Annotated in this window: 22 protein-coding genes and 1 other RNA gene; 15 read left to right on the top strand and 8 right to left on the bottom strand. The window is 68.4% G+C overall.

Features of this window, described 5'->3' with window-relative positions:
• Positions 1-25 precede the first annotated feature (25 nt).
• The 8 genes from AB7E83_RS08115 (at position 26) to phoR (ending at position 6,933) form a co-directional block, all read left to right on the top strand.
• The gene (locus AB7E83_RS08115; protein WP_428567575.1) at positions 26-340 is read left to right on the top strand and encodes a hypothetical protein; all 315 of its coding nucleotides are present in this window, start codon (positions 26-28) and stop codon (positions 338-340) included.
• 67 nt (positions 341-407) lie between these two features.
• Complete coding sequence (locus AB7E83_RS08110; RefSeq protein WP_428567572.1) at positions 408-1,400, top strand: PstS family phosphate ABC transporter substrate-binding protein; 993 nt, start codon at positions 408-410, stop codon at positions 1,398-1,400.
• Positions 1,401-1,466: 66 nt separating this feature from the next.
• On the top strand, positions 1,467-2,402 hold the full coding sequence (gene pstC / locus AB7E83_RS08105) for a phosphate ABC transporter permease subunit PstC (RefSeq protein WP_428567570.1): 936 nt from the start codon (positions 1,467-1,469) through the stop codon (positions 2,400-2,402).
• Position 2,403: 1 nt separating this feature from the next.
• A complete protein-coding gene (pstA, locus tag AB7E83_RS08100; RefSeq protein ID WP_428567567.1) occupies positions 2,404-3,330 on the top strand; it encodes a phosphate ABC transporter permease PstA in 927 nt (308 codons plus the stop codon).
• A 7-nt stretch (positions 3,331-3,337) separates the two neighbouring features.
• Positions 3,338-4,132, top strand: coding sequence for a phosphate ABC transporter ATP-binding protein PstB (gene pstB / locus AB7E83_RS08095; RefSeq protein ID WP_428567565.1), 795 nt, complete (start codon positions 3,338-3,340; stop codon positions 4,130-4,132).
• Positions 4,133-4,141: 9 nt separating this feature from the next.
• Complete coding sequence (gene phoU, locus AB7E83_RS08090; protein WP_428567563.1) at positions 4,142-4,840, top strand: phosphate signaling complex protein PhoU; 699 nt, start codon at positions 4,142-4,144, stop codon at positions 4,838-4,840.
• Positions 4,841-4,844: 4 nt separating this feature from the next.
• On the top strand, positions 4,845-5,552 hold the full coding sequence (gene phoB, locus AB7E83_RS08085; RefSeq protein WP_428567561.1) for a phosphate regulon transcriptional regulator PhoB: 708 nt from the start codon (positions 4,845-4,847) through the stop codon (positions 5,550-5,552).
• 25 nt (positions 5,553-5,577) lie between these two features.
• Positions 5,578-6,933 carry a phosphate regulon sensor histidine kinase PhoR gene (gene phoR, locus AB7E83_RS08080; RefSeq protein WP_428567558.1) on the top strand — a complete coding sequence of 452 codons (1,356 nt, stop codon included), beginning with the start codon at positions 5,578-5,580 and terminating at the stop codon, positions 6,931-6,933.
• On the opposite strand, the gene AB7E83_RS08075 is transcribed toward phoR, so the two are convergent.
• The 5 genes from AB7E83_RS08075 to trxA all read right to left on the bottom strand — a co-directional run bounded on the left by AB7E83_RS08075 (position 6,887) and on the right by trxA (position 12,145).
• On the bottom strand, positions 6,887-8,224 hold the full coding sequence (locus AB7E83_RS08075) for an MATE family efflux transporter (protein WP_428567556.1): 1,338 nt from the start codon (positions 8,222-8,224) through the stop codon (positions 6,887-6,889). The two genes, phoR and AB7E83_RS08075, sit on opposite strands and share 47 nt — an antisense overlap.
• 28 nt (positions 8,225-8,252) lie before the next feature.
• The gene (locus tag AB7E83_RS08070) at positions 8,253-9,935 is read right to left on the bottom strand and encodes a hypothetical protein (protein ID WP_428567553.1); all 1,683 of its coding nucleotides are present in this window, start codon (positions 9,933-9,935) and stop codon (positions 8,253-8,255) included.
• Between the two features lie 67 nt (positions 9,936-10,002).
• Positions 10,003-10,260: a type B 50S ribosomal protein L31 gene (locus AB7E83_RS08065; protein WP_428567551.1), complete on the bottom strand. Its 258-nt coding sequence runs from the start codon at positions 10,258-10,260 to the stop codon at positions 10,003-10,005.
• A 78-nt stretch (positions 10,261-10,338) separates the two neighbouring features.
• Positions 10,339-11,604, bottom strand: a complete 1,266-nt coding sequence (rho, locus tag AB7E83_RS08060; protein WP_428567548.1) for a transcription termination factor Rho — start codon at positions 11,602-11,604, stop codon at positions 10,339-10,341.
• Between the two features lie 208 nt (positions 11,605-11,812).
• Positions 11,813-12,145 (bottom strand): thioredoxin TrxA, encoded by a 333-nt coding sequence (gene trxA / locus AB7E83_RS08055; RefSeq protein ID WP_428567545.1) that lies wholly within the window; start codon positions 12,143-12,145, stop codon positions 11,813-11,815.
• Between the two features lie 152 nt (positions 12,146-12,297).
• On the opposite strand from trxA, the gene AB7E83_RS08050 reads away from it, so the two are divergent.
• Both AB7E83_RS08050 and AB7E83_RS08045 read left to right on the top strand, forming a co-directional pair.
• Positions 12,298-14,472 (top strand): PAS domain S-box protein, encoded by a 2,175-nt coding sequence (locus AB7E83_RS08050; RefSeq protein WP_428567543.1) that lies wholly within the window; start codon positions 12,298-12,300, stop codon positions 14,470-14,472.
• Positions 14,473-14,483: 11 nt separating this feature from the next.
• Positions 14,484-16,808, top strand: a complete 2,325-nt coding sequence (locus tag AB7E83_RS08045; RefSeq protein ID WP_428567540.1) for an ATP-binding protein — start codon at positions 14,484-14,486, stop codon at positions 16,806-16,808.
• A gap of 22 nt (positions 16,809-16,830) precedes the next feature.
• Here the strand turns inward: AB7E83_RS08045 and AB7E83_RS08040 are convergent, their stop codons facing one another.
• From AB7E83_RS08040 to ffs, 3 genes are all read right to left on the bottom strand, one after another.
• A complete protein-coding gene (locus tag AB7E83_RS08040) occupies positions 16,831-17,265 on the bottom strand; it encodes a response regulator transcription factor (RefSeq protein ID WP_428567537.1) in 435 nt (144 codons plus the stop codon).
• 11 nt (positions 17,266-17,276) lie between these two features.
• Positions 17,277-17,924: a hypothetical protein gene (locus AB7E83_RS08035; RefSeq protein ID WP_428567536.1), complete on the bottom strand. Its 648-nt coding sequence runs from the start codon at positions 17,922-17,924 to the stop codon at positions 17,277-17,279.
• A gap of 194 nt (positions 17,925-18,118) precedes the next feature.
• An RNA gene (ffs, locus tag AB7E83_RS08030) (signal recognition particle sRNA small type) lies at positions 18,119-18,215 on the bottom strand.
• Positions 18,216-18,250: 35 nt separating this feature from the next.
• Between ffs and dnaX the strand changes: the two genes are divergently transcribed.
• From dnaX to AB7E83_RS08005, 5 genes are all read left to right on the top strand, one after another.
• Positions 18,251-20,092, top strand: a complete 1,842-nt coding sequence (dnaX, locus tag AB7E83_RS08025) for a DNA polymerase III subunit gamma/tau (protein ID WP_428567533.1) — start codon at positions 18,251-18,253, stop codon at positions 20,090-20,092.
• A 7-nt stretch (positions 20,093-20,099) separates the two neighbouring features.
• Positions 20,100-20,432 (top strand): YbaB/EbfC family nucleoid-associated protein, encoded by a 333-nt coding sequence (locus tag AB7E83_RS08020; protein WP_428567530.1) that lies wholly within the window; start codon positions 20,100-20,102, stop codon positions 20,430-20,432.
• Positions 20,433-20,436: 4 nt separating this feature from the next.
• Positions 20,437-21,033 (top strand): recombination mediator RecR, encoded by a 597-nt coding sequence (gene recR / locus AB7E83_RS08015; protein WP_428567528.1) that lies wholly within the window; start codon positions 20,437-20,439, stop codon positions 21,031-21,033.
• Positions 21,030-21,437, top strand: coding sequence for an MAPEG family protein (locus tag AB7E83_RS08010; protein WP_428567525.1), 408 nt, complete (start codon positions 21,030-21,032; stop codon positions 21,435-21,437). Before recR ends, AB7E83_RS08010 begins: the two co-directional genes overlap by 4 nt.
• Positions 21,438-21,543: 106 nt before the next feature.
• A complete protein-coding gene (locus AB7E83_RS08005) occupies positions 21,544-22,581 on the top strand; it encodes an ABC transporter substrate-binding protein (protein WP_428567522.1) in 1,038 nt (345 codons plus the stop codon).
• Positions 22,582-22,597: the final 16 nt, after the last annotated feature.

The raw sequence follows: 22,597 nt of genomic DNA, 5'->3' as shown, positions 1-22,597 counted from the left end.
CGTCAGCCACGAAAGGAAACACCTCATGAAACCTGCATCCGCCCTGTCGCTTGCCGCTGCCGCCCTCGTGGCCGCCTGCGCCAGCACCGCGACGGTGCCTGCCGGCATGAAGGCCGGCCAGTTCGTCGAGTACGCCTGCGAAGGCGGCAAGCGCCTCGCGGCCCGCGCGGCCGCCGACGGTTCGACGGTTCGCATCCGCTTCGAAGGCGGCTGGGAACTGGACCGCCGTGACGGCGGCGTCTACGAAGGCGACGGCTGGCGCCTGAGCACGGGTGCCGGCACGGCCGAACTCGCCCATGGCGGCAAAGTGGTCGCCAAGGGCTGCCGCGCCACCGCCTGATCGTTGTCACATAACCGTCATCTGACGGTCATAAAGTCTCCCCATCGCCTTCCCGAAAGGAAAAACCATGAAATCGATCCACGTCAAGTCGCTGCTGGCCGCCTCCGCGCTGTTCATGCTCGGCGCCGCCGCGAACGCCCAGGTCGTCAAGATCGACGGCTCCAGCACCGTCTACCCGGTGACCGAAGCGGTCGCCGAAGAATTCCAGAAGGCCAACAAGGGCCTGAAGGTCACCGTCGGCGTGTCCGGCACGGGCGGCGGCTTCAAGAAGTTCTGCCGCGCGGAGACCGACATCTCCAACGCCTCGCGGCCCATCTCGAAATCTGAAATGGATGACTGCAAGAAGGCCGGCATCGAGTACTTCGAACTGCCGGTGGCGTTCGACGCACTCACCGTCGTCATCAATCCGCGCAACGCCTGGCTGAAGCAGGCCACGGTCGCCGAACTCAAGAAGCTGTGGGAGCCCGCTGCCCAAGGCAAGATCACGCGCTGGAACCAGGTGAACCCGGCCTGGCCAGACCAGCCGATCAAGCTGTTCGGCGCCGGCTCCGACTCGGGCACCTTCGACTACTTCACCGAAGCCATCGTCGGCAAGTCGAAGTCGAGCCGCGGCGACTTCACCGCGTCGGAAGACGACAACGTGCTGGTGCAGGGCGTCGCGGGCGACGTCAACGCCATCGGCTACTTCGGCTACGCGTATTACGCCGAGAACCAGGCGAAACTCAAGGCGCTGCCGATCGTCGAGAAGGACGGCAAGCCGGCCGTGTCGCCGAGCGAAGCGACGGTGCTCAACGGCACCTACCAGCCGCTCGCGCGTCCGATCTTCATCTACGTCAACGCGAAGTCGCTCGCCAAGCCGGAAGTCAAGAAGTTCATCGACTTCTACATGACGCAGGGCGCCAAGTTGGCCAAGGAAGTCAAGTACGTGCCGCTGCCGGCGGATGCCTACAAGGTCGGACTCGACCACATCGCCAAGGGCAAGAAGGGCACCGTGTTCGGCGGCAAGAACGAAGTGGGCATCACGATCGGCGAGCTGCTCAAGCGCGAGGCTTCCCTGTAATCAGGGTCCGCGGTCCGGAGGCTCCCTAGAATCATGACCACCACCACGACGACCCCGGATCGCATCTTGAACGCAGCTTCTCCGACGGGCGACGCGCGACTCGCGCAGCTCGCCCGCTCCAAGGCCGTGCGCCAGCGCAAGGACAGGATCATCGAGTCGATCCTGCTCCTCGCGGCCTGCGTCTCGGTCTTCACCACGCTCGCCATCGTCTACATCCTGCTGAAGGAGTCGCTCGTCTTCTTCAGCAACGTGCCGCTCCTCACGTTTCTCACGGACAGGCAGTGGACGCCGCTCTTCGACGACGCGCACTTCGGCATCCTCGTGCTGCTTTCGGGCACCGTCAGCAGTTCGCTCGTGGCGCTCGCCATCGCGATCCCGCTGGGCACGATCATCGCCATCTACCTGTCCGAATTCGCGGGCTACCGCGTCCGCGAGATCCTCAAGCCGGTGCTCGAGCTGCTCTCGGGCATCCCCACCATCATCTACGGCTTCTTCGCCCTGCTGGTGGTGACGCCGATCATCCAGAAGATCTACCCCGAGCTGCCGACTTTCAACATCCTCTCGGCGGGCATCGTGATGGGGATCATGATCATCCCCTACGTCTCTTCGCTGTCCGAGGACGCGATGCGCGCCGTGCCGATGAGCCTGCGCGAAGGCGCATATGCCATGGGCTCGACGCGCTACCAGACGGCCACGCGCGTCGTGGTCCCCGCCGCCTTCTCGGGCATTGCCTCGGCGTACATCCTGGGCATCTCGCGCGCGGTCGGCGAGACGATGATCCTGGCCGTTGCCGCCGGAATGCAGCCGAATCTCACGCTCAATCCACTCGAGCCCGCGGCCACCGTCACCTCGTACATCGTTCAGGTGGCGCTGGGCGACTTGCCGCACGGCAGCGTGGGCTACCAGACCATCTTCGCCGCCGGACTCACGCTCATGGTGCTGACCCTCGCATTCAACCTGCTCGGCTACTGGCTGCGCCGCCGCTTCAGGGAGGCCTACTGACATGGACGCCGCACGCGCACAGAAGTCCGCCGAACTGCGGTCCATCATCCGCCGCCACAAGCGCTGGGACGTCATCTTCGGCGTCGTCGGTCTGGTGGCCATGTCTGTCGGCATCCTCACGCTTGTCGCGCTGTTCACGCAGATGGTGATCGACGGCGCGCCGCGAATCTCTTCGGAGTTCTTCACGAACTTTCCGTCGCGCCGCGCGGGTCAGGCGGGGATCCTGTCGGCCTGGGTGGGTTCGCTCCTCGTGATGATGGTGACGGCGTCGTTCGCGATTCCGGTCGGCATTGCCGGCGCGATCTATCTCGAAGAATACGCGCGCAAGAACTGGTTCACCGACGTCATCGAGATCAACATCACGAATCTCGCGGGCGTGCCCTCCATCGTGTACGGCTTGCTGGCGCTGGGATTGTTCGTCTATACGTTCGGCTTCGGGCAAAGCATCCTGTCCGCCGGCCTCACCCTCGGGCTGCTGATCCTGCCGATCGTCATCGTGGCGACGCGCGAAGCGCTGCGCGCGATTCCGCAGGTGGTGCGCGAGGGCGCCTACGCCTGCGGCGCGACGAAGTGGCAGGTGTGCAGCGATCACCTCATCCCCTACGGCATGCCCGGCATCCTGACCGGCGTGATCATCGGCTTGTCGCGCGCCATCGGCGAGACGGCGCCCATCATCACGATCGGCGCGCTGACCTTCATCGCCTTCCTGCCGCCGGTGCCCTTCGTCGGCGACGGCGGCCCGTTCGACTGGCTCTTCTCGCCCTTCACGGTGATGCCGATCCAGATCTTCAACTGGACCTCGCGACCCGACCCGGCCTTCCACGCGAACGCCGCCGCCGCGAGCCTGGTGCTCGTGGTGCTGACGCTGGGCATGAACGGCCTGGCGATCTGGCTGCGCTACCGCCTGCGGAAAAACATCAAGTGGTGACCGGATCATGACCTCTACGCTGACCCTCCCCGAGAACGCGCCGCCGCTGAAGGCACGCTCGAAAGACCTCGACTTCTACTACGGCGATTTCAAGGCGCTCAAGCGCATCACGATGCCGATCTACGAGAACCGCGTGACGGCGCTGATCGGGCCCAGCGGCTGCGGCAAGTCGACGTATCTGCGGTGCTTCAACCGCATGCACGATCTCTACCCCGGCCACCGTTACGACGGCACGATCGAGCTGCATCCGGACAACGTCGATCTCCTGCATCCGTCGGTCGACCCGATCGAGGTGCGCATGCGCGTGTCGATGGTGTTCCAGAAGCCCAACCCGTTTCCGAAGTCGATCTTCGAGAACGTGGCCTACGGCCTGCGCGTGCGCGGCGAGAAGTCGCAGTCGTATCTCGAGGACAAGGTGGAGTCCGCGCTCAAGGGCGCGGCGCTGTGGAACGAAGTCAAGGATCGGCTGGACGAAGTGGCGGTCAACCTCTCGGGCGGACAGCAGCAGCGCCTGTGCATCGCGCGCGCGATGGCGACCGATCCCGAGATCGTCCTGTTCGACGAGCCGACTTCGGCGCTCGACCCCATCGCCACCGGCGCCATCGAGGAGCTGATCGGCGAGATCAAGAACAAGGTGACGATCCTCATCGTCACGCACAACATGCAGCAGGCGGCGCGCGTGTCCGACTACACCGCCTACATGTACCTGGGCGAACTCATCGAATACGGCGCGACGAACGAAATCTTCATGAAGCCGAAGCGCCAGGAGACCGAGGACTACATCACCGGCCGGTTCGGCTAGGAGCGAGCGATGGACAAACACCTTTCGAGCCAGTTCGACAGCGAGCTGAGCGGCGTCTCCACCCGCGTCATGGAAATGGGCGGGCTCGTCGAGTCGCAGATCCGCACCGCGGTCTATGCGCTTTCGCAGTTCAGCGTCGAGGCCGCGCAGCAGGTCGTGGATATCGAGGTGCGGGTGAACATGATGGAGGTGGACATCGACCGCGAGCTGTCTTCCATCATCGCGCGCCGTCAGCCCACCGCGCGTGACCTGCGTCTGCTGATCGCGATTTCGAAGACGACCGCCAACCTGGAACGCGCGGGCGACGAGGCCGAACGCATCGCGCGCATGGTCCTGTCGATCGTCAATAGCGGCAAGCAACGCACGCTGCCGTCGTCCGAACTGCGCGTGGAGGCCGATCTCGCTTCGGCGCTGCTGCGCAAGGCGCTCGATGCGCTCGCCCGCCTCGACGTCAAGGTGGCGCTCGCGATCATGAAGGAAGACGATGCCATCGACCGCGAGTTCGACGGCTTCGTGCGCAAGCTCATCACCTACATGATGGAGGATCCGCGTACCATCTCGGCCAGCCTCGATCTGCTGTTTTGCGCCAAGGCGATCGAGCGGATCGGCGATCATGCCAAGAACATCGCCGAGTTCATCATCTACGTGGTGAAGGGCGCCGACGTGCGCCACACTTCCATCGAGAACGTCGAGTCCGTCGTCCGCTGAGAGCATGAAGAAGCCGCCGCGCATCCTGATCGTCGAGGACGAGCCCGCGATCGCCGAGCTCATCGCCGTCAACCTGCGCCACAACGGGCTGCAGCCGGTGTGGGCTGAAGACGGCGCGAACGCCGACCGCGAGCTCGAGGCCGCGCTCCCCGACGCCATCCTGCTCGACTGGATGCTGCCGGGGCAAAGCGGCCTGGTGCTCGCGCGCAAATGGCGCGCCGATGCGCGGACCAAGGACATTCCCATCCTCATGCTCACCGCGCGCGGCGACGAGCCCGACAAGGTCGCCGGCCTCGACGCGGGCGCGGACGACTACATCACCAAGCCCTTCTCCACGCAGGAATTGCTGGCGCGCATCCGCGCGGTGCTGCGCCGGCGCGCGCCCGTGGCCGTCGACGAAACGCTGTCGGTGGGCGAGCTCAAGCTCGATGCGGCGACGCACCGCGTCACTTGGCGCGCGCAGGCCGTCAAGCTCGGGCCGACGGAGTTCAAGCTGCTCGCGCACCTCATGCGCAACCCCGAACGCGTGCACAGCCGCTCCCAGCTGCTCGACAAGGTATGGGGCGACCACGTGTACATCGAGGAGCGCACCGTGGACGTTCACGTGAAGCGCCTGCGCGAGTCGCTCGGCGCGGCCGGCGCGATGATCGAGACCGTGCGCGGGGCGGGCTACCGCCTCAGCGCGCACGCCTCGACCGGCGCCGCCGCCTGAGGCTTGCGCACGTTAAGCTTCGCCGATGCTTGCACGGCTGGCGGCCATCCTTCTCTGCCTTCTTGCCGGTGGCCTGCTCGGCGCATGGTTCGGCGGTTCGCGCGGCATCACGGTCGGTCTCGTGGCCGGAGCGCTCGGCTGGTTCGCGGTCGAGACGCTGCGTGCCGGTCGCGTGCTGCGCTGGCTGCGCCGGGGTCAACCCGACCGCGTGCCGGCGGTCGGCGGCCTCTGGGGCGAGGCGTTGGAGCGCACACGCAAGGCACTGCAGGCGCGCGACCGCGAGCTGGCCGAATCGAAGCGTCGCCTCGACGAGTTCCTCGCGGCAATGCAGGCGTCGCCCAATGGCGTCATCCTGCTCGATCCGCAGGGCCGCATCGAGTGGTTCAACCAGACCGCCGCCGAGCAGTTCGGCTTCGATTTCGCGCGCGACAAGGCTCAGCTGATCGGCAACCTCGTGCGCGCCCCGACGTTCTCCGCGTATTACCAGGGCCGCTCGTGGACCCAGGAAGTCGTGATCGCCGCCCCGGGCAGCACGCCCACGCGCCCGGCGAAGCTGTCCGTCCACCTCCATCCCTACGGCGAAGGCCGCAAGCTGCTGCTCTCGCGTGACATCACCGCCGTGGAGCAGGCCGAGGTCATGCGCCGCGACTTCGTGGCCAACGTCTCGCACGAAATCCGCACCCCGCTCACGGTGCTGACCGGCTTCGTCGAGACCTTGCAGAACCTCTCGCTTGCGCCTGAGGAGCACGCACGCTACCTGCAGCTCATGGCGCAGCAGGCGCAGCGCATGCAGACGCTCGTCAGCGACCTGCTCACGCTGTCGCGGCTCGAAGGCAGCCCGCTTCCGGGAGCGGGCGAGTGGACGCCGGTTTCCGCGCTATGGACGCAATGCGAGCAGGAGGCGCGCGCGCTGTCCACGATTCTGGGGCGAGCGCAAAGACTCACGATCGCCGCTGCGCCCGAGTTCGAACTCGCGGGCTCGCCGAACGAGTTGATCAGCGCCATGGGAAATCTTCTCAGCAACGCGGTTCGCTACACGCCGGCAGGCGGGCGTGTCGATGCCGCGTGGGTGCCGCACGCGAATGGCAAGCTCGAAGTTTCGGTCCGCGACACCGGACCCGGCATCTCACCGGAGCATATCCCCCGCCTCACGGAACGCTTCTACCGCGTCGACCGCAGCCGTTCGCGCGAGACCGGCGGCACGGGTCTCGGCCTGGCGATCGTCAAGCACGTGGTGCAGCGCCATGGGGCGGAACTGAAGGTCGAGAGCGTCGTGGGCGAGGGCTCCACCTTCGCCATCGTCTTCCCCGCGAGCCGGGTGCGCGCGGTGCGCGTCACCGATGGCGCCGAACCGCGCGCCACAGAATCGCACTCAGGATGAGCGAGGCGACCGCGAGCGCGGCGCTCGCGGCGATCCAGAACGCGGCCGGCGAATTCTGCGCGGGCCACGGCCCGACGCCGCGATACGCGAGCATGACGCCGCCCCCGAGTCCCACGCCCCACAGCAGAACGCAGTAGACCAGCAGCGGCGCGATGGCCACGCGGTAGCAGCGCAGGATGAAGACGATCATGCCCTGCAGCGCATCGCCCAGGTGGTAGAGCGCGAGCCAGGCGAGCAGGCTGGATGCGAGCGCGACCACCGCGGGCTGCGCCGAATACACGCTCGCGATGGCGTGGCGGCCGATGTACAGGCCGAGGCACATCGTCGCGGCAAGACCGATGCCGAGCTTCAGGCCGGTGCGGACCGTGCGCCGCGCGAGCTTCGGATCGCCCGCGCCCAGCCAGTAGCTCGTGCGCGCGCTCGTCGCGATGCCGATGGACAACGGCACCATGAACATCAGCGCGGCGAAGTTCGCGGTGATCTGATGGGCGGCCGCCGCGAGCGTGCCCTGCCGCGCGATGAAGAGCGCCATGAGCGTGAACGAGGTCACCTCGACGACAATCGAGAGGCCCGAGGGAATGCCGACGCGCGCGAACTCGCGCAGCACGCGCCAGTCGGGCCGCTCGATGCGGCGCCAGATCGCGTAAGGCGCGTACAGCGGCTGCGTGCGGATCAGCCAGAGCGCCGTGCCGACGAACAGCCAGTTGACCGCGACCGTCGCCCACGCACAGCCCGCCGCGCCCATGGCAGGCAGGCCCAGTCCACCGAAGGCGAACCAGATCGTCAGCGGAATCTTCACGCCGAGCGACACGATCTGCAGCCACGTCACCAGCCGGGGTTTGCCGAGCGACTGGTTCAGCGTGCCGTACATGCGCACCAGCAGCGCGGGCGGCAGCGCGAGGGTCAGGATGGCCAGGTAGCTGCGCACGTCCTCCTGCAGCGCCTCGGGCACCTCGGTCCAGGCGAGCAGCGGGCCGGGGAAGAGCAGGGCGGCCGCGCCGACGATGCCGCCGAAGAGCGCGAGGTAGAGCGACTGCCGCACGGAGGCGCCCAGCGCTTCGTTGCGACGCGCGCCGTGGAGCTCGGCCCAGGCGGGCAGCAGCGCGCTCAGCAGGCCCATGAAGGCCACGAACACGGTGATGAAGACGGCGGAGCCGACCGACAGCGCGGCCAGCGCCTGCGCCGAATAGCGGCCGGCGACGATGGTGTCGACGACGCCGTAGGCCATCACGGCCCACTGGCCCACGAGCACGGTGCCGGCGTGGCGGACGATGTAGCGCAGCTCGCTCATCGGCTGCACGAAGTGGAGCGCGCGGGGGTCAACGATTCAGCCGGTAGACGTGAATGTTGTCCTTGGCGTCGGCGGGCCGGCGGATCGTGGCGGCGTGCTGCCACTGCGCGGCCTTCAGTGCGAGCGGCAAGGCCGGCTGCACATCCTGCGCCACGAGCAGCCAGGGACAGCGTGCGGTGGTCGTGGCCTGCTGCAGGTCCATGCGGCCGTGATAGCGCAGGGCCGCGAGCTGGCCGCGATTGAGTCCGAACACTTCCACGCAGGTGCCCGAACCCACCACGCTCTGCACGCTGCGCACCACGGGCGTGTAGCTGCGCGCGTAATCGAGGACCGGCAGCCACAGCGTCATGGCCAGCAGCCAGCACAGGGCCGCGCCGCCCGCGGGCAGCACGAGGCTCTTCCAGATCGCCTCGCGGTTGCGGCCCACACGCCAATGCACGAGCCAGGCCCAGGCGATCGTCGCCGCGAGCGCCGTCGCGAATGCGAGGAGCGAGAACGTCGGCGTGAAGCCCGGCGCGAGCTTCGCGACGTTGGCCGCCGGCTTGGCCGGCACGCCGGTCTGCAGCGAGATCCACACGACCCAGATGACGACCGCGCAGCCGCTGAAAAAGAGCAGCGTGAACCAGTCGATGAGCGCGGACGCGCTGCGCTTGAACGTGGGCAGCGCGAATGCCGCGAGCGTGGCGAGCGCGGGCAGCCCCAGCAGCAGGGAGCGGTCGGACGCGGGCGTGAGCAGCGTCGTCGCAGCCGACACGAGCGCGAACCACAGCGGCAGCGCAACGTGCCGGCTGGCGAGCCGATGCCGCCATCGCCACACGGTCCACAGGGCGAGCGGCCACGCCGGCCAGGTGAACCACACGAAGAGCTTGCCGAGGCTGCGCCAGTCGCGGCCTGCTCCGGGCGACTGGTCGAGCCGCCAGTGCCAGGCGTGGAAATGCCAGGCCACGGCCGCCGCGACGACGGCTGCGGCGAGGACGAACAGGCTGCGCGTCCAGGCGCGACGGTGCGGCTCTTCCTCCCCGGCATCGAGCAGGGCCGCCACGGCGCCGCCCAGCGCGAACAGCGCGGCCATCGCGGGCGCGCCGCTCAGCGACAGCCCGAGCAGCCCCCCCGCCACGGCCACGGCGGCCAGGCCGCGGCGCTCGGTGCCCGCGGCGCAACCGTAGAAGGCCAGGGCGGTGAAGCCGAGCTGCGCCAGCGCCGGCGTGGTTTCGTGGGACAACTGCGCGAGGCCGAGGCATGCGATGAGGGCGAGCAGGCCGCCATCGGCGATCGCCCGTGCGTAGTCCGTCGGTTGCGCTTCACCGCCGAAGGCGAAGGCGACCGGCTGCGCGCGGGGACTTCGCGCGAGCGAGTACACGGCATACCAGGTCGACGCCATGGTGAGCACGAGCAGCGCGACGAAGGGGATGCGTGCCGCGAGGTCCGCCGGGAACCACGCCGGCGCCAGCTGCATGGCCCACGCGCCGAGCCAGTACGGCAGCAGCGCATCGAACTCGGGCGGATGGCCCACCAGCATCGGCGCGAGCCAGGACGAGTGGCCCGACGCCATCTCGGCCATGTAGCCGAGTGCCGACATGTCCTGCGTCTTCCACGGCTCGCGGCCGACGAAGCCGGGCAGCACATAGGCCACGCAGAACAGGAGCAGGGCCAGGCGCGGCAGGCGCCGCACGGCGCTTTGCGTGACGATGGCGGGCGTGGGCTGGGTCAAGGCGTGGAGAGTGTCGCAGAAAGCAAAAAGGGCAGCCTCGGCTGCCCTCTTTTGGTTGCGGTTCGAATTACTTCGCCGCGGTCTTGCCGAAACGGTTGCGGAAGCGCTCGACGCGGCCGCCCATGTTGTCGACCGACTTCTGCGTGCCCGTGTAGAACGGGTGCGACTCGCTCGACGTGTCGAGCTTGTAAAGCGGCAGCTCGCGGCCATCGTCCATCTTGATCGTCTCGCGCGTGGCGGCGCACGAGCGCGTCACGAACTTGAAGCCGTTGGACAGATCCACGAAGCAGACGTCGCGGTAGTTGGGGTGAATGTCGTCTTTCATGGGCGAACCTCATCAGGTGCGGCAGCCGCGCCGGGACATCCGGCGTACTTTTCGCGAAGCCTCCGATTATAGCGTCCGTCAGCCGCCGCGTCGCATCATGTCGAAGAACTCCACGTTGGTCTTCGTGGCCTTCATCGACTTCAACACCATCTCCATCGCCTCGATCTCGTCCATGTTGTACATGAACTGCCGCAGGATGCGCGTCTTCTGCAGGATCTCGGGGGCGAGCAGCAGCTCCTCGCGGCGGGTGCCCGAGCGGTTGAGCTGGATCGAGGGGAACACGCGCTTCTCGTAGAGGCGGCGGTCGAGGTGCAGCTCGCAGTTGCCGGTGCCCTTGAACTCCTCGAAGATCACTTCGTCCATGCGCGAGCCGGTGTCGACGAGCGCCGTGGCGATGATCGTGAGCGAGCCGCCTTCCTCGACCTTGCGCGCCGCGCCCAGGAAGCGCTTGGGGCGCTGCAGCGCGTTGGAGTCGACGCCGCCGGTGAGCACCTTGCCCGACGAGGGCACGACGTTGTTGTAGGCGCGGGCGAGACGGGTGATGGAGTCGAGCAGGATCACGACGTCCTGCTTCAGTTCGACCAGGCGCTTGGCGCGCTCGATCACCATCTCCGCCACGTGGACGTGGCGCGCGGCCGGCTCGTCGAAGGTGGAGGCGACGACCTCGGCCTTCACCGAGCGCTGCATGTCGGTCACTTCCTCCGGCCGCTCGTCGACCAGCAGCACCATCATGTGGCTGTCGGGGAAGTTGGCGGCGATGGCGTGCGCGATGTGCTGCATCATCACCGTCTTGCCGCTCTTGGGCGGCGCGACGATCAGCGCGCGCTGGCCCTTGCCGATGGGCGCGATGATGTCGATCACGCGGCCGGTGATGTTCTCCTCGCCCTTGAAGCCGTCGCGTTCGAGTCGCATCTGTTCCCGGGGGAACAGCGGCGTGAGGTTCTCGAACATGATCTTGTGCTTGTTGTCCTCCGGCGCGCCGCCGTTGACCTTGTCGAGCTTGGTCAGCGCGAAATAGCGCTCGCCGTCCTTGGGCGTGCGGACCTCGCCCTCGATCATGTCGCCGGTGTGCAGGTTGAAGCGGCGCACCTGCGAGGGCGAGATGTAGATGTCGTCCGTGCTCGCGGTGTAGCTCGTGTCCGGGCTGCGCAGGAAGCCGAAGCCGTCGGGCAGGATCTCGAGCACGCCGTCGGCGAACACCTGCTCGCCGGCGCGGGCCCGCTTCTTGATGATCGCGAACATCAGCTCCTGCTTGCGCATGCGGCCGGTGTTTTCGATCTCGAGCTCTTCGGCTTGCTTGAGGACTTCGGAGACGTGCAACGCCTTGAGTTCGTTGAGGTGCATCGGGAGACTCCGGGCGGAGTGTTGTGGTTGACGGCTTCGGGGGAGGGTTGAGGGCGGGGCCAGAACGGGCCCGCGAACCGGGGGAAACTCGTGTCCGGCAGCGCCTGCTTGGGTTGGCAGGGCCGGCGAATGCAGGCGAGTATAGATGAAATCGCGCCGCGCCAAGCAAAACGGGACCCGCGGGTCCCGTCGATGCGGATTTATCGAACTACGCGAGCTGCTGGTCGATGAACGCGGTCAGCTGCTGCTTGCTCATCGCGCCCACCTTCGTGGCGGCGAGCTGGCCGTCCTTGAACAGCATGAGCGTCGGGATGCCGCGGATGCCGAACTTCGCGGGAATCTCGCGGTTCTCGTCGACGTTCATCTTCGCGATCTGCAGCTTGCCGTCGTAGGCCTTCGACACCTCGTCGAGGATCGGGGCGATCATCTTGCAGGGGCCGCACCATTCGGCCCAGTAGTCCACCAGCACCGGAGTGCCTGACTTCAGGACGTCGGATTCGAACGTCGCATCGGAGATGTGCTTGATGAGGTCGCTGGCCATGAGAGGGGTCCTTCGGAGGAGTCGGTACGATGCCGCTACAGTGCGGTCATTGTGACAGAAAGCCAGTCCCTTCGTCGGCGCCGAGCCACCCTCCCGATGCTATGGATGCGATAGCGAACGACGCTGTCGAGCCGGTTGCACGACGGCCCCGGATGGGCCTCGGGGCCAAGCTCGCCTTTTCGTTTTCGCTGGCCGCCGCGCTCTTCGCGGGCGTGCTCGTCTTCGTGATCGAGCGCACGGCGGGCGCCCAGGCGGTCGCCGTGGCCGGCGGCAACCTGACCGAACTCGCCCAGCAGACGACCCAGCGCCTCGAACGCGCCCTGCACGAGCGCTACCGCGAAGTCGGGTTGATGGCCGACCGCCTCTCGCGCATGAGCGAGGTGACCGACCTGCAGCGCGAGGTCGACGAGCTCCAGGCGAGCTACCGCTTCTACGCCTGGGTCGGGGTGGCGAACGTGCAGGGCATCGTCCTGGCCGCGAGCCGCCCACCCGCCGCGGGCGCGAACATTTCGGGGCGTCCGTGGTTCGCCAGCGCCTTGCGGGGCAACCGCCTCGGCGACGTGCGCGCCGCGCCCGAACTGGCAGCCCCCGGCGCACCCGCGCCGCGCGTGTTCGACATCGGGTTCCCGTTGCGCGATGCGGGCGGCGCCATGACGGGCTTGCTGGGCGTGCAGGTGCATTGGGACTGGGCGCGCGACCTGCGCCGGCCCGAATTCCAGCCCGGCCAGCGCAACGGCGTCGAGCCGGTCATCGTGTCGGACGACAACGTCGTGCTTCAGGGGCCTGCGCCGCTGGAGGGGGCGTCCGTCATGCTGGAGAGCGTCCTGCGATCGCGCACGGAACCCGCGGGCTATCGGCTGGAGCGCTGGGCCGACGGGAAGGCGTACGTCGTGGGTTTCAGCCGCATGCGCGGCTACGAGAATTCGCCGGGGCTCGGCTGGACCGTGCTCGTGCGGCAGGACATGGACGATGCGCTCGCGCCGGTGCGCGAACTGCAAAAGCGCGTGCTGATCGCGGGGGCCGGTGCGGCGATGCTGTTCGGCCTCCTCGGCTGGATCGCGGCACGGCGCATCGCCCGGCCGCTGCGCGAGCTGGAGGAGGCGACGCGGCATGCCGAGGCCGGTGCCGCCGCGGTCCACGTGCAGCCGCAGGGCTATCGCGAAGTGCAGGCGCTCGGCCAGGCGTTCGACGCGCTGACCGGCAAGCTGCAGAGCCTGAACTCGACGCTCGAGCTGCGGGTGGCGCAGCGCACCGAGGAGCTGGAGCTGGCGCTGGCGGATGCCCGGGCCAGCGAGCGGGGCATGCAGTCCATCCTCGACACGTCGCGCGACCCCTTCTTCGGCATGGATTTCGAGGGCCGCATCGTCGAGTGGAACCTCGCGGCCGAGGCGCTGTTCCACTGGCGCCGCAGCGAGATCGTGGGAAAGCTCGCGCAGGAGACGCTCGTGCCCGCGCACTATGCGCCGGCGCTCCTGCGCCAGCTCGAATCGCTCGGGGCGGACGAGCCGCCGCCCGGCGCGGCCTCGCCGACCGAACAGGTGCTGATGAACCGCGAGGGCCGCGAGATTCCGGTCGAGCTTCGCATCGGCGTGGCTCGCGCGGGCGGCCGGCGCTACTTCGCCGCGTTCGCCTGGGACCTGACCGCGCGCCGGACGTTCGAGCGGTCGAAGAGCGAATTCGGCTCGACCCTCGCGCAGGACCTGAGCGCGCCGCTCGCGCGCGTCCACGACGCCGTCGACCTGCTCGCGGGCGAGATGGCCGACGAGCTGCCGCAGGACGTGCGGGGCATCGTCGAGATCGCGCACAACAACAGCAGCGCGCTCGTGCGGCTGGTCGAGGACCTCGTGGACCTCGACAACATCGCCACCGGCCGCATGCGCTACCGCAAGGACCGCCAGATCCTGCGCCCGCTCGTGGAGCGCGCGGCGCGTGCCGCGCAGCCCCAGGTGGACCGGCGCGGCATCCGCATCGCGCTGGAGATTCGCGGCGACCCCGCGGTGTATGGCGACGCCGACCGCATCGTGCAGGTGATCGCGCGGCTCGTGGCCGCGGCCGCGCAGACCTTGCCGCCGGGCGGCACCGTGGACGTCGACGTGGCCGAGGTGCGGGGCCGCGCACGCATCGTGGTGTCGGGCGGGCATCCCGTCATCGGCCCCGTCGACGCGGCGCGCGCGGCACAGGATGAAGGCCCTGCGGAGCCCCCTGCCGAGGACCCCGGCCTGCGCGTCTGCGCGTCCATCGTCGACGCGCACGCGGGCTCGTTCGGGCCCAACACCGAGCCGGGCGCGCGATCGGGCTACACCGTCGAGCTGCCGCTCGTGGCTTGAGGCGCACCCGCATGGACGACGCCCACGCCGACGCGCCCGTCGCACCTCCCGTCGCACCTCCCGCCGCCACTCACGCCGCGCCCCCGCCCCTGCGACGCGCCCGCCTGGGCCTCGGTGCGTGGCTCGCCTTCGCGTTCTCGATGGTCTCGATCCTGCTCACCGCGGTGCTGATCGGCGTCATCCAGCGGACCGCGAGCGTGCAGATCGAAACGGGCATCGGCAGCAACCTCGCCGAACTCGCGGCGCAGACCACGTCGCGCCTGGACCGATCCGTGTTCGAGCGCCACCGCGAGGTCGAACTGCTGGCCCGCCGTGTCGCGCGGATCGCGGACCCTGCGCTGCTCCAGCGCGAGCTCGACGACGTCCACGCGAGTTATCGCTACTACGCCTGGATCGGCGTCACCGACCAGAATGGTGTCGTTCGCGCCGCCAGCCGCGGCATGCTGCAGGGGTCCGACGTGCGGCAGCGCCCCTGGTGGCGCGAGGCGATCGCGGGCCGCAACCTCGGCGACGTCCACGAGGCGCTGCTGCTCGCGAAGCTGCTGGGCCAGCAGCCCGGCGGCGAGCCGCTGCGCTTCTTCGACGTCGCCTTCGCGCTGCGCGACGAGGCGGGCGCGATCACGGGCGTGCTCGGCGCGCACGTCAACTGGGACTGGGCGAAAGACGCGCGCCGGGCGATCTTCACGCCGGTGGGGCGCCGTGCAAGCGTGGAGCCGCTGATCGTGGCGACCGATGGCCTCGTGCTGCTCGGGCCGGCGGGCACCGAGGGCGGCAGGATGTCGCTCGAGAGCCTGCGGCTCGCCGCGCGGGGCGAAGCCGGATCGACCATCGAGAAGTGGCCCGACGGCAACGAATACCTCGTCGGCTACAGCCGCGCGCGGGGCTACGAGACCTCGCCGGGCCTCGGCTGGACGGTGCTCGTGCGCCAGGATCTCGCCGAGGCGTACGCGCCCGTGCGAGACCTGCAAAAGCACGTGCTGGCCTCCGGCATCGCCATCGCGCTGCTGTTCAGCCTCCTGGGTTGGCTCATGGCGCGCACGATCACGCGGCCCCTGTTCGCCCTGGCCCATGCGGCCCGCGCGCTGGAAGCGGGCGGCAGCGCCCCGGTGAAGCCCTCGCGCGCCTACCGCGAAGTGCAGGGCCTGGGCCAGGCGATCAACTCCCTCGTGGGCAAGCTCCAGGCCAACGAGGCGCAGCTGCGCGACCTCAATGCGGGACTCGAGCAGCGCGTGGCGGAGCGCACGGCCGAACTGGTGGACGCACTCGCGAGCGTGCGCGCGAGCGAGCGCCGCGTGCAGACGATCATCGAATCGGCCCAGGACCCGTTCATCGGCATGGACCTCGAGGGCCGCATCATCGAATGGAACACCCAGGCCGAGGTGCTGTTCAAGTGGCCGCGCGAGGAGATCCTCGGCCGCTACGCGCACGAGACCCTCGTGCCGGCGCGCTTCGCGCAGCACCTCATGCCGCAGATGCGGGCGCTCGCGGCCAGCGGTCTCGTGCATGCGCCCGGCGGTCCCCTCGAACGCATCATGTGCGACAGCGAGGGGCGCGAGCTGCCCATGGAGTTGCGCCTTGGCGTCGTCGAGGCCGGCGGCACGCGGTTTTTCTTCGCGTTCGCGTACGACCTCTCGGACCGCAAGGAAGTGGAGCGCCTGAAGAACGAATTCGTCTCCACGGTCTCGCACGAGCTGCGCACGCCGCTGACCGCGATCTACGGCTCGCTCGACCTGCTGTCGAGCGGCATGGCGGGCGACTTGCCGACCGACGCGGACGAGCTCGTGCGGATCTCGCACAAAAGCAGCGAGCGGCTCCTTCGACTCGTCGACGAGCTCCTCGACGTGGAGAAGATCGCCTCGGGCAAGATGCAGTACCACATGGAGCGCCAGCCGCTGCGTTCGCTCGCGCAGCAGGCACTGCATGCGACGCAGGCTTTCGGACAGCGCTACGGCGTCGAATTGCGGCTCGTGGGCGATGCGGACCCGGCCGTGCTGGGCGATGCCGACCGGCTCGTGCAGGTCATCGTCAACCTGATGTCGAACGCCGCGAAGTTCTCGCCGCGCGGCGGCGTGGTGGAGATGTCGCTGACCGTGGCCGACGGGTGGACGCGCCTGGGCGTGGCCGACAACGGCGCGGGCATTCCGCCGGAGTTCCGCGGCCGCATCTTCGAGCGCTTCGCGCAGGCGGACAGCTCGGACCGGCGCGCCAAGGGCGGCACGGGGCTGGGCCTGAGCATCTGCCGCAGCATCGTGGAGCACCACGGCGGGCGCATCGATTTCACGAGCGAGCCGGGCGTGCGGACCGAATTCTTCTTCGAGCTGCCGACGATCGCCTGAAACGCCTCGGGCGGCCCGTGACTCAGCCGTTGCCCGCAATGGCCGAGCGAATGCGCGAGACCAGCTCGTCCGGCTTGAAGGGCTTGTGTACGTAGCCGTTGGCGCCGGCATCGAGCGCTCGGACGATGTCGCGCTCCTGGGCCTTGGCCGTGAGCATGAGCACCGGGACCGCGTTCCACTCGGGCCGCGCGCGTGCGGCGGCGATGAGCTGGAAGCCATCCACGAACGGCAGCATCACGTCGAAAAGGGCGATGGCGGGTGGCTCGGCCGTTTCGATTGCGGCGAGCGCCGCGCGGCCGTCCATTTCCCAGCGCACCAGGAATTTCTCGCGCTGGAGGATGAACTTCAGCAACTGGCCGATCTGTTCGTCGTCCTCGACGAGCAGGGCGGTAAGGGGTGGGGCTGGGGTCGGGTCGGTCATGCGGCCGGGGTCGGAGTCCTCGGCCGCATTGTGCATCGGCAGGCGGCTCAGAACTTCGCGCGGTAGTAGACCATCGCGCCGCCGTCCTTCTTCTTCAGCGAGATGCGCGCGCCGCTTTCGAGCTGCACGCCGATGCCGCGATCGAAGACCAGGCCCGACTTGCGCACCGACGCCATGTTGAACTCCACGCGCGCGGCATAGGCCGGCTGCCGGGCCTGCACCAGCGTGATGGCATCGAGTTGCGGGGTCATGCGGCGCCAGGCCGTGACGTCGACGTGGTTGTTGCCGTCGGTCGTATGGCGGTACATCACGCCGACGTCGAAGTTCATCGTGTTCGCCACCGGCTGGCCGCCCACGCCGGATGCCGGCGAGAAGCCGCCCATGCCGAGCGCGAGGCCCATGCCGGAGCGCTTGGGCTGCAACACGGACAGGTTCATGCGCGGTCCCTGTGCGGCGTTGTCCACACCTTCGAGGCGGGGCAGGCTGGACGTCGACAGCTCGATGCGCGCGTTCGGCGTTTCGGCGGCGGCGCCCGCAGCCGCCGCGGCGGACAGCGAAGCCAGCGGCGCATCGAACGTGGCGGCGTCCGATTGCGCGAAGACCATGGGACACACCGCGCACGCCGCCGCCGCGGCCAGACTGCGCAATCCCAACGAACGGAACCCGATCTCCCTGACGACTTCGGCCTTGTTCATGGCTCTCATCTCCCTGCCGGGTGCATCCCGGCTTGGGTGAACTATAGGAATTGGTTCCCGTGACTTCTGTAAGCGAACGCTTATGCGTCGTGTCGTCCGGGGGGGTGGGGCCGCGTGGGATCGTCGCGGCGGATTCGGGAGATTCCAGGAGGGTCGTGGTAGGTCGACGGATGCACGAATGACCGTCTGCAGGAGTTGACGAGCCTTACCCCCGGCACTGGCTCCACAGTTAGGGCTGCTTGGTTCCCCACCTGACCCGGTTGGCCGCTTCACCATGCGGGGAGGCCCGTCAAAGTTGATTGTAGGCGACCCGTAGAATCGCCACCGTGTCCTACCTCGTGCTCGCCCGCAAATACCGGCCCAAGACCTTCGCCCAGATGGTCGGGCAGGAACACGTCGTGCAGGCGCTCTCGAATGCGCTCGAGCAGCAGCGGCTGCACCACGCCTACCTTTTCACCGGCACACGCGGCGTCGGCAAGACGACCGTGTCGCGGATCCTGGCCAAGTCGCTCAACTGCCAGGGCCCGGACGGGCAGGGCGGCATCACGGCCCAGCCGTGCGGCGTGTGCCAGGCCTGCACCGACATCGACGCGGGCCGGTTCGTCGACTACACCGAGCTCGACGCGGCGTCCAACCGCGGCGTGGACGAGGTCCAGGCGCTGCTCGAACAGGCCGTGTACAAGCCGGTCACGGGACGCTTCAAGGTCTTCATGATCGACGAGGTCCACATGCTCACCGGGCACGCGTTCAACGCGATGCTCAAGACGCTCGAGGAGCCGCCGGAATACCTGAAGTTCGTGCTGGCCACGACGGACCCGCAGAAGGTGCCGGTGACGGTGCTCTCGCGCTGCCTGCAGTTCAACCTGCGGCCGATGGCGCCCGAGACCGTGCAGGAGCACCTCGTGCATGTGTTGCAGGCCGAGAACGTCGCGGCCGAGGCGCAGGCCTTGCGCCTGATCTCGCGCGCGGCGCGCGGGTCGATGCGCGATGCCTTGTCCCTGACCGACCAGGCCATCGCGTTCGGCGGCGGGCAACTGCAGGAAGAGACGGTGCGCCGCATGCTGGGCACGGTCGACAGCAGCCATGTGTTCCGCCTGATCGAGGCGCTCGCGCAGGGCGACGGCAAGACGGTCGTCGAGACGTCGGACGCGCTGCGCGTGAACGGTCTCGGCGCGGGCTCCACGCTCGAGGAGATGAGCATGGTGCTGCAGCGCATGGCGGTCATGCAGGCGGTGCCTTCGGCCGTGGATGCGAGCGACCCCGATTCGAACGAGATCGCGCGCCTGGCGCAGCTCATGCCCGCCGACGAGACGCAGTTGCTCTACAGCATCTGCCTGCACGGCCGCGCCGAGCTCGGCCTCGCGCCGGACGAATACGCGGCGCTGACGATGGCGCTGTTGCGATTGCTGGCGTTCAAGGCTCCGGTGACGGCGAGCCCGGAAAAAAAAACTCTGAATGACGGCGCCGCGGCGGCGCGCACGTCGGAGACACGGGAAGCCCTGGATTCCCGCCTACGCGGGAATGACGAAGCTGGGGTCATGGTCCCCGCGACGGCACCGACCCGGAACGAGGGTGTCGTCCCCGCGAAGGCGGCGGAAAGCGCCATTCCCGGCGCGCCACCCGGGCGGGTCCTGCCCGTCGTCGACCCCCCGCGCGCCCGAACGCAGCCGCTGCCCAACGCGCCGCAGAAGCAGGCCAGCGACGTCGTCGGCGTCCCCGTCCGCATTCCGCCCGAGCCGTTACGCGAAGCAGCAGCCGCGGCCCCCGTCGTGCCCACCGACGAAGGCGATTTCTGGTTCGCGCTCGTGCAGCAGCTGGCCGCGCAGGAGGCCATCACCGCGCTCGTGCGCGAGCTTGCCCTGCAGTCGCAATTGGTCGCGCGCGACGTCGGCCACTGGATGCTGCGCGTCGAGCGCGAATCGCTCAACCAGCCCACGAGCCGCGAGCGGCTGCGCGCCGCGCTGAAGAACGCGGGTCACGAGGTCGAGCTCGGCGTCGAGGTCGGCCCCGTCACCGACAGCCCGGCGCGCCGCAATGCGCAGGCCGCCAGAGAAAAACAGGAGGCGGCCGAGCAGATCATCCTGGCCGACCCCTTCGTTCAAACCATGATGCGGGACTTCGGCGCGAAAATCGTGCCGGGGTCGATCAAGCCCACACCGAACCACTGAGGACACCATGTTCAACAAAGGACAGCTCGCCGGCCTGATGAAGCAGGCCCAGGCCATGCAGGACAACCTGAAGAAGGCGCAGGACGAACTCGCGCACATCGAAGTGACCGGCGAGTCCGGCGCGGGCCTCGTGAAGGTCACGATGACCTGCAAGCACGACGTCAAGCGCGTCGCCATCGACCCGAGCCTGCTCGCCGACGACAAGGACATGCTCGAGGACCTCGTCGCCGCCGCGTTCAACGCCGCGGTGCGCAAGGCCGAGGAGACCTCGCAGGAGAAGCTGGGCAAGCTCACCGCGGGCATGCCGGGACTGCCCCCGGGCATGAAGCTGCCGTTCTGACCCCTTGGCCGGACCCAATTCGCTTCATGCGCTGATCGAGGCGCTGCGGCGCCTGCCCGGCGTCGGGGTGAAGTCGGCCTCGCGCATGGCGTTCCACCTGCTGCAGCACGACCGCGAGGGCGCGCAGCTGCTGTCGCAGGCGCTCGGGCAGGCCGCGACGCGCGTGCGCCACTGCTCGCAGTGCAACACCTTCACCGAAGGCGAGGTCTGCGACACCTGCGCGAATCCGCAGCGCGACCGCAGCAAGCTGTGCGTCGTGGAGACGCCCGCCGACCAGGCGGCGCTCGAGCGCACGGCGGCTTTCAAGGGCCTCTACTTCGTACTCATGGGCAAGCTCAGCCCGCTCGACGGCATCGGGCCCAAGGACATCGGGCTGGCCAAGCTGTTCGAGCGCGCGCAGGACGGCGTGGTGGAAGAGGTGATCCTCGCGACCAACTTCACGGCCGAAGGCGAGGCCACGGCCCACGTGATCGGCGAGGCGATGAAGGCGCGCGGCCTGCGCGTGACGCGGCTTGCCCGCGGCGTTCCCGCGGGCAGCGAACTCGAATACGTGGACCTGGGAACGATCGCGCACGCGCTCGTGGATCGAAGGGAAAAATGATGAAACTGACCGTCGCCTACTGGTGCGTCCTGATCGCATCGCTGTTGCCGTTCGTGTGCGCGTGGCTCGCCAAGTCGAAAGGCTTCGGCAAGTCGCGCAAGACAGGCGGCTTCGACAACGACGACCCTCGCGCCTGGCTCGCGAAGCAGACCGGCTGGCAGGCGCGCGCGAACGCGGCGCAGGCCAACTCCTTCGAGGCGCTGCCCTTCTTCATCGGCGCCGTCGTCATCGCGCACCAGCTCGCCGCGCCGCAGGCGACGCTCGACATCCTCGCGGTGCTGTTCGTGACGCTTCGCATCATCTACATCGCGATGTACGTGGCGGGCCTCTCGCTCGTGCGAAGCGGCATCTGGGCGCTCGCGCTGCTGGTGAACATCGGCATTTTTTTCCTGGGCTGGCGATAAGCGGTCCGCGTTACGTGGAAACCCTCAGGGGATGTTCCCGATGCGGGCGGCGGGGGCGCTGACTACCCTCGACGCAACCGAATAAAAAGATGCCAGAGGCCCGCTCATGACCGCCCTTCGACTCTCCCGACGATCCTTCGCGCTCGCCGCTGCCGCGTGCGTCGCCGCGCCCGGGGTGCGCGCGCAGTCGAAGCCGGAGAAGTCGAAGATCGCCATTGCCGTGGGCGGCAAGGCCGGTTTCTACTACCTGCCGCTGACGATCGCGGAGCAGCTGGGGTACTTCAAGGCCGAGGGGCTCGACGTCGAGATCTCCGACTTCGCGGGCGGCGCGCGCTCGCTGCAGGCGCTGGTGGGCGGCTCGGCCGACGTGGTGGCGGGCGCGTACGAGCACACCATCAACATGCAGAGCAAGAGTCAGTTCATCCAGTCGATCGTGCTGATGGGCCGCGCCCCGCAGATCGCGATGGGCGTGTCGACCAAGGCGATGCCCGGCTACCGGAACGTGGCCGACCTGCGCGGCAAGAAGATCGGCGTCTCGGCGCCCGGGTCCTCGACCAACATGGTGTCGAATCTCGTGCTTTCGCGGGCGGGCCTGAAGGCCACCGACGTGAGCTACGTCGGCGTCGGCACCTCCGCCGGCGCGCTGACCGCGCTGCGCTCGGGGCAGGTCGATGCGATGAGCAACATCGACCCGGTGATGACCATGCTCGAGCAGAAGGGCGAGATCAAGATCATCAGCGACACCCGCACGCTCAAGGGCACGAACGAGGTGTTCGGCGGGCCGATGCCGGCCGCGTGCTTCTACACGCACGGCGAATTCGTGCAGAAGCATCCCGCCACCTGCCAGGCGCTCGCCAATGCGATCGTGCATGCGCTCAAGTGGCTGCAGACGGCGGGGCCGAGCGACATCATCAAGACCGTGCCCGAGTCCTACCTGCTCGGCGACCGGGCGCTCTATCTCGCGTCGTTCAACAAGGTGCGCGAGGCGATCGCGGTCGACGGCCTGCTGCCGGAAGAGGGAACGAAGACCGCGCTGAAGGCGCTCGCGAGCTTCGATGCGTCGATCAAGCCCGAGAAGATCGAACTCGGCAAGACCTACACCAATGAATTCGCGCGCCGCGCGAAGGACAGATTCAAAGCCTGAAGGTGTCGGCCGACGC

The organism is Ramlibacter sp. (genome assembly GCF_050250995.1).
Lineage (GTDB): Bacteria > Pseudomonadota > Gammaproteobacteria > Burkholderiales > Burkholderiaceae_C > Ramlibacter.
The sequence above is the reverse complement of the archived record's forward strand: the minus strand, read 5'-3'. Positions and strand labels throughout refer to the sequence as shown.

Excerpts from the sequence above, each read along its gene's own strand:
- pstB (WP_428567565.1), top strand. The coding sequence starts at position 3,338 with ATGACCTCTACGCTGACCCTCCCCGAGAACGCGCCGCCGCTGAAGGCA.
- AB7E83_RS08115 (WP_428567575.1), top strand. The coding sequence starts at position 26 with ATGAAACCTGCATCCGCCCTGTCGCTTGCCGCTGCCGCCCTCGTGGCC.
- phoR (WP_428567558.1), top strand. The coding sequence starts at position 5,578 with ATGCTTGCACGGCTGGCGGCCATCCTTCTCTGCCTTCTTGCCGGTGGC.
- AB7E83_RS08010 (WP_428567525.1), top strand. The coding sequence starts at position 21,030 with ATGATGAAACTGACCGTCGCCTACTGGTGCGTCCTGATCGCATCGCTG.
- AB7E83_RS08005 (WP_428567522.1), top strand. The coding sequence starts at position 21,544 with ATGACCGCCCTTCGACTCTCCCGACGATCCTTCGCGCTCGCCGCTGCC.
- AB7E83_RS08065 (WP_428567551.1), bottom strand. The coding sequence starts at position 10,260 with ATGAAAGACGACATTCACCCCAACTACCGCGACGTCTGCTTCGTGGAT.
- AB7E83_RS08045 (WP_428567540.1), top strand. The coding sequence starts at position 14,484 with ATGGACGACGCCCACGCCGACGCGCCCGTCGCACCTCCCGTCGCACCT.
- phoB (WP_428567561.1), top strand. The coding sequence starts at position 4,845 with ATGAAGAAGCCGCCGCGCATCCTGATCGTCGAGGACGAGCCCGCGATC.
- AB7E83_RS08020 (WP_428567530.1), top strand. The coding sequence starts at position 20,100 with ATGTTCAACAAAGGACAGCTCGCCGGCCTGATGAAGCAGGCCCAGGCC.
- rho (WP_428567548.1), bottom strand. The coding sequence starts at position 11,604 with ATGCACCTCAACGAACTCAAGGCGTTGCACGTCTCCGAAGTCCTCAAG.
- pstA (WP_428567567.1), top strand. The coding sequence starts at position 2,404 with ATGGACGCCGCACGCGCACAGAAGTCCGCCGAACTGCGGTCCATCATC.
- AB7E83_RS08040 (WP_428567537.1), bottom strand. The coding sequence starts at position 17,265 with ATGCACAATGCGGCCGAGGACTCCGACCCCGGCCGCATGACCGACCCG.
- AB7E83_RS08050 (WP_428567543.1), top strand. The coding sequence starts at position 12,298 with ATGGGCCTCGGGGCCAAGCTCGCCTTTTCGTTTTCGCTGGCCGCCGCG.
- AB7E83_RS08035 (WP_428567536.1), bottom strand. The coding sequence starts at position 17,924 with ATGAACAAGGCCGAAGTCGTCAGGGAGATCGGGTTCCGTTCGTTGGGA.
- AB7E83_RS08110 (WP_428567572.1), top strand. The coding sequence starts at position 408 with ATGAAATCGATCCACGTCAAGTCGCTGCTGGCCGCCTCCGCGCTGTTC.
- phoU (WP_428567563.1), top strand. The coding sequence starts at position 4,142 with ATGGACAAACACCTTTCGAGCCAGTTCGACAGCGAGCTGAGCGGCGTC.
- trxA (WP_428567545.1), bottom strand. The coding sequence starts at position 12,145 with ATGGCCAGCGACCTCATCAAGCACATCTCCGATGCGACGTTCGAATCC.
- AB7E83_RS08075 (WP_428567556.1), bottom strand. The coding sequence starts at position 8,224 with ATGAGCGAGCTGCGCTACATCGTCCGCCACGCCGGCACCGTGCTCGTG.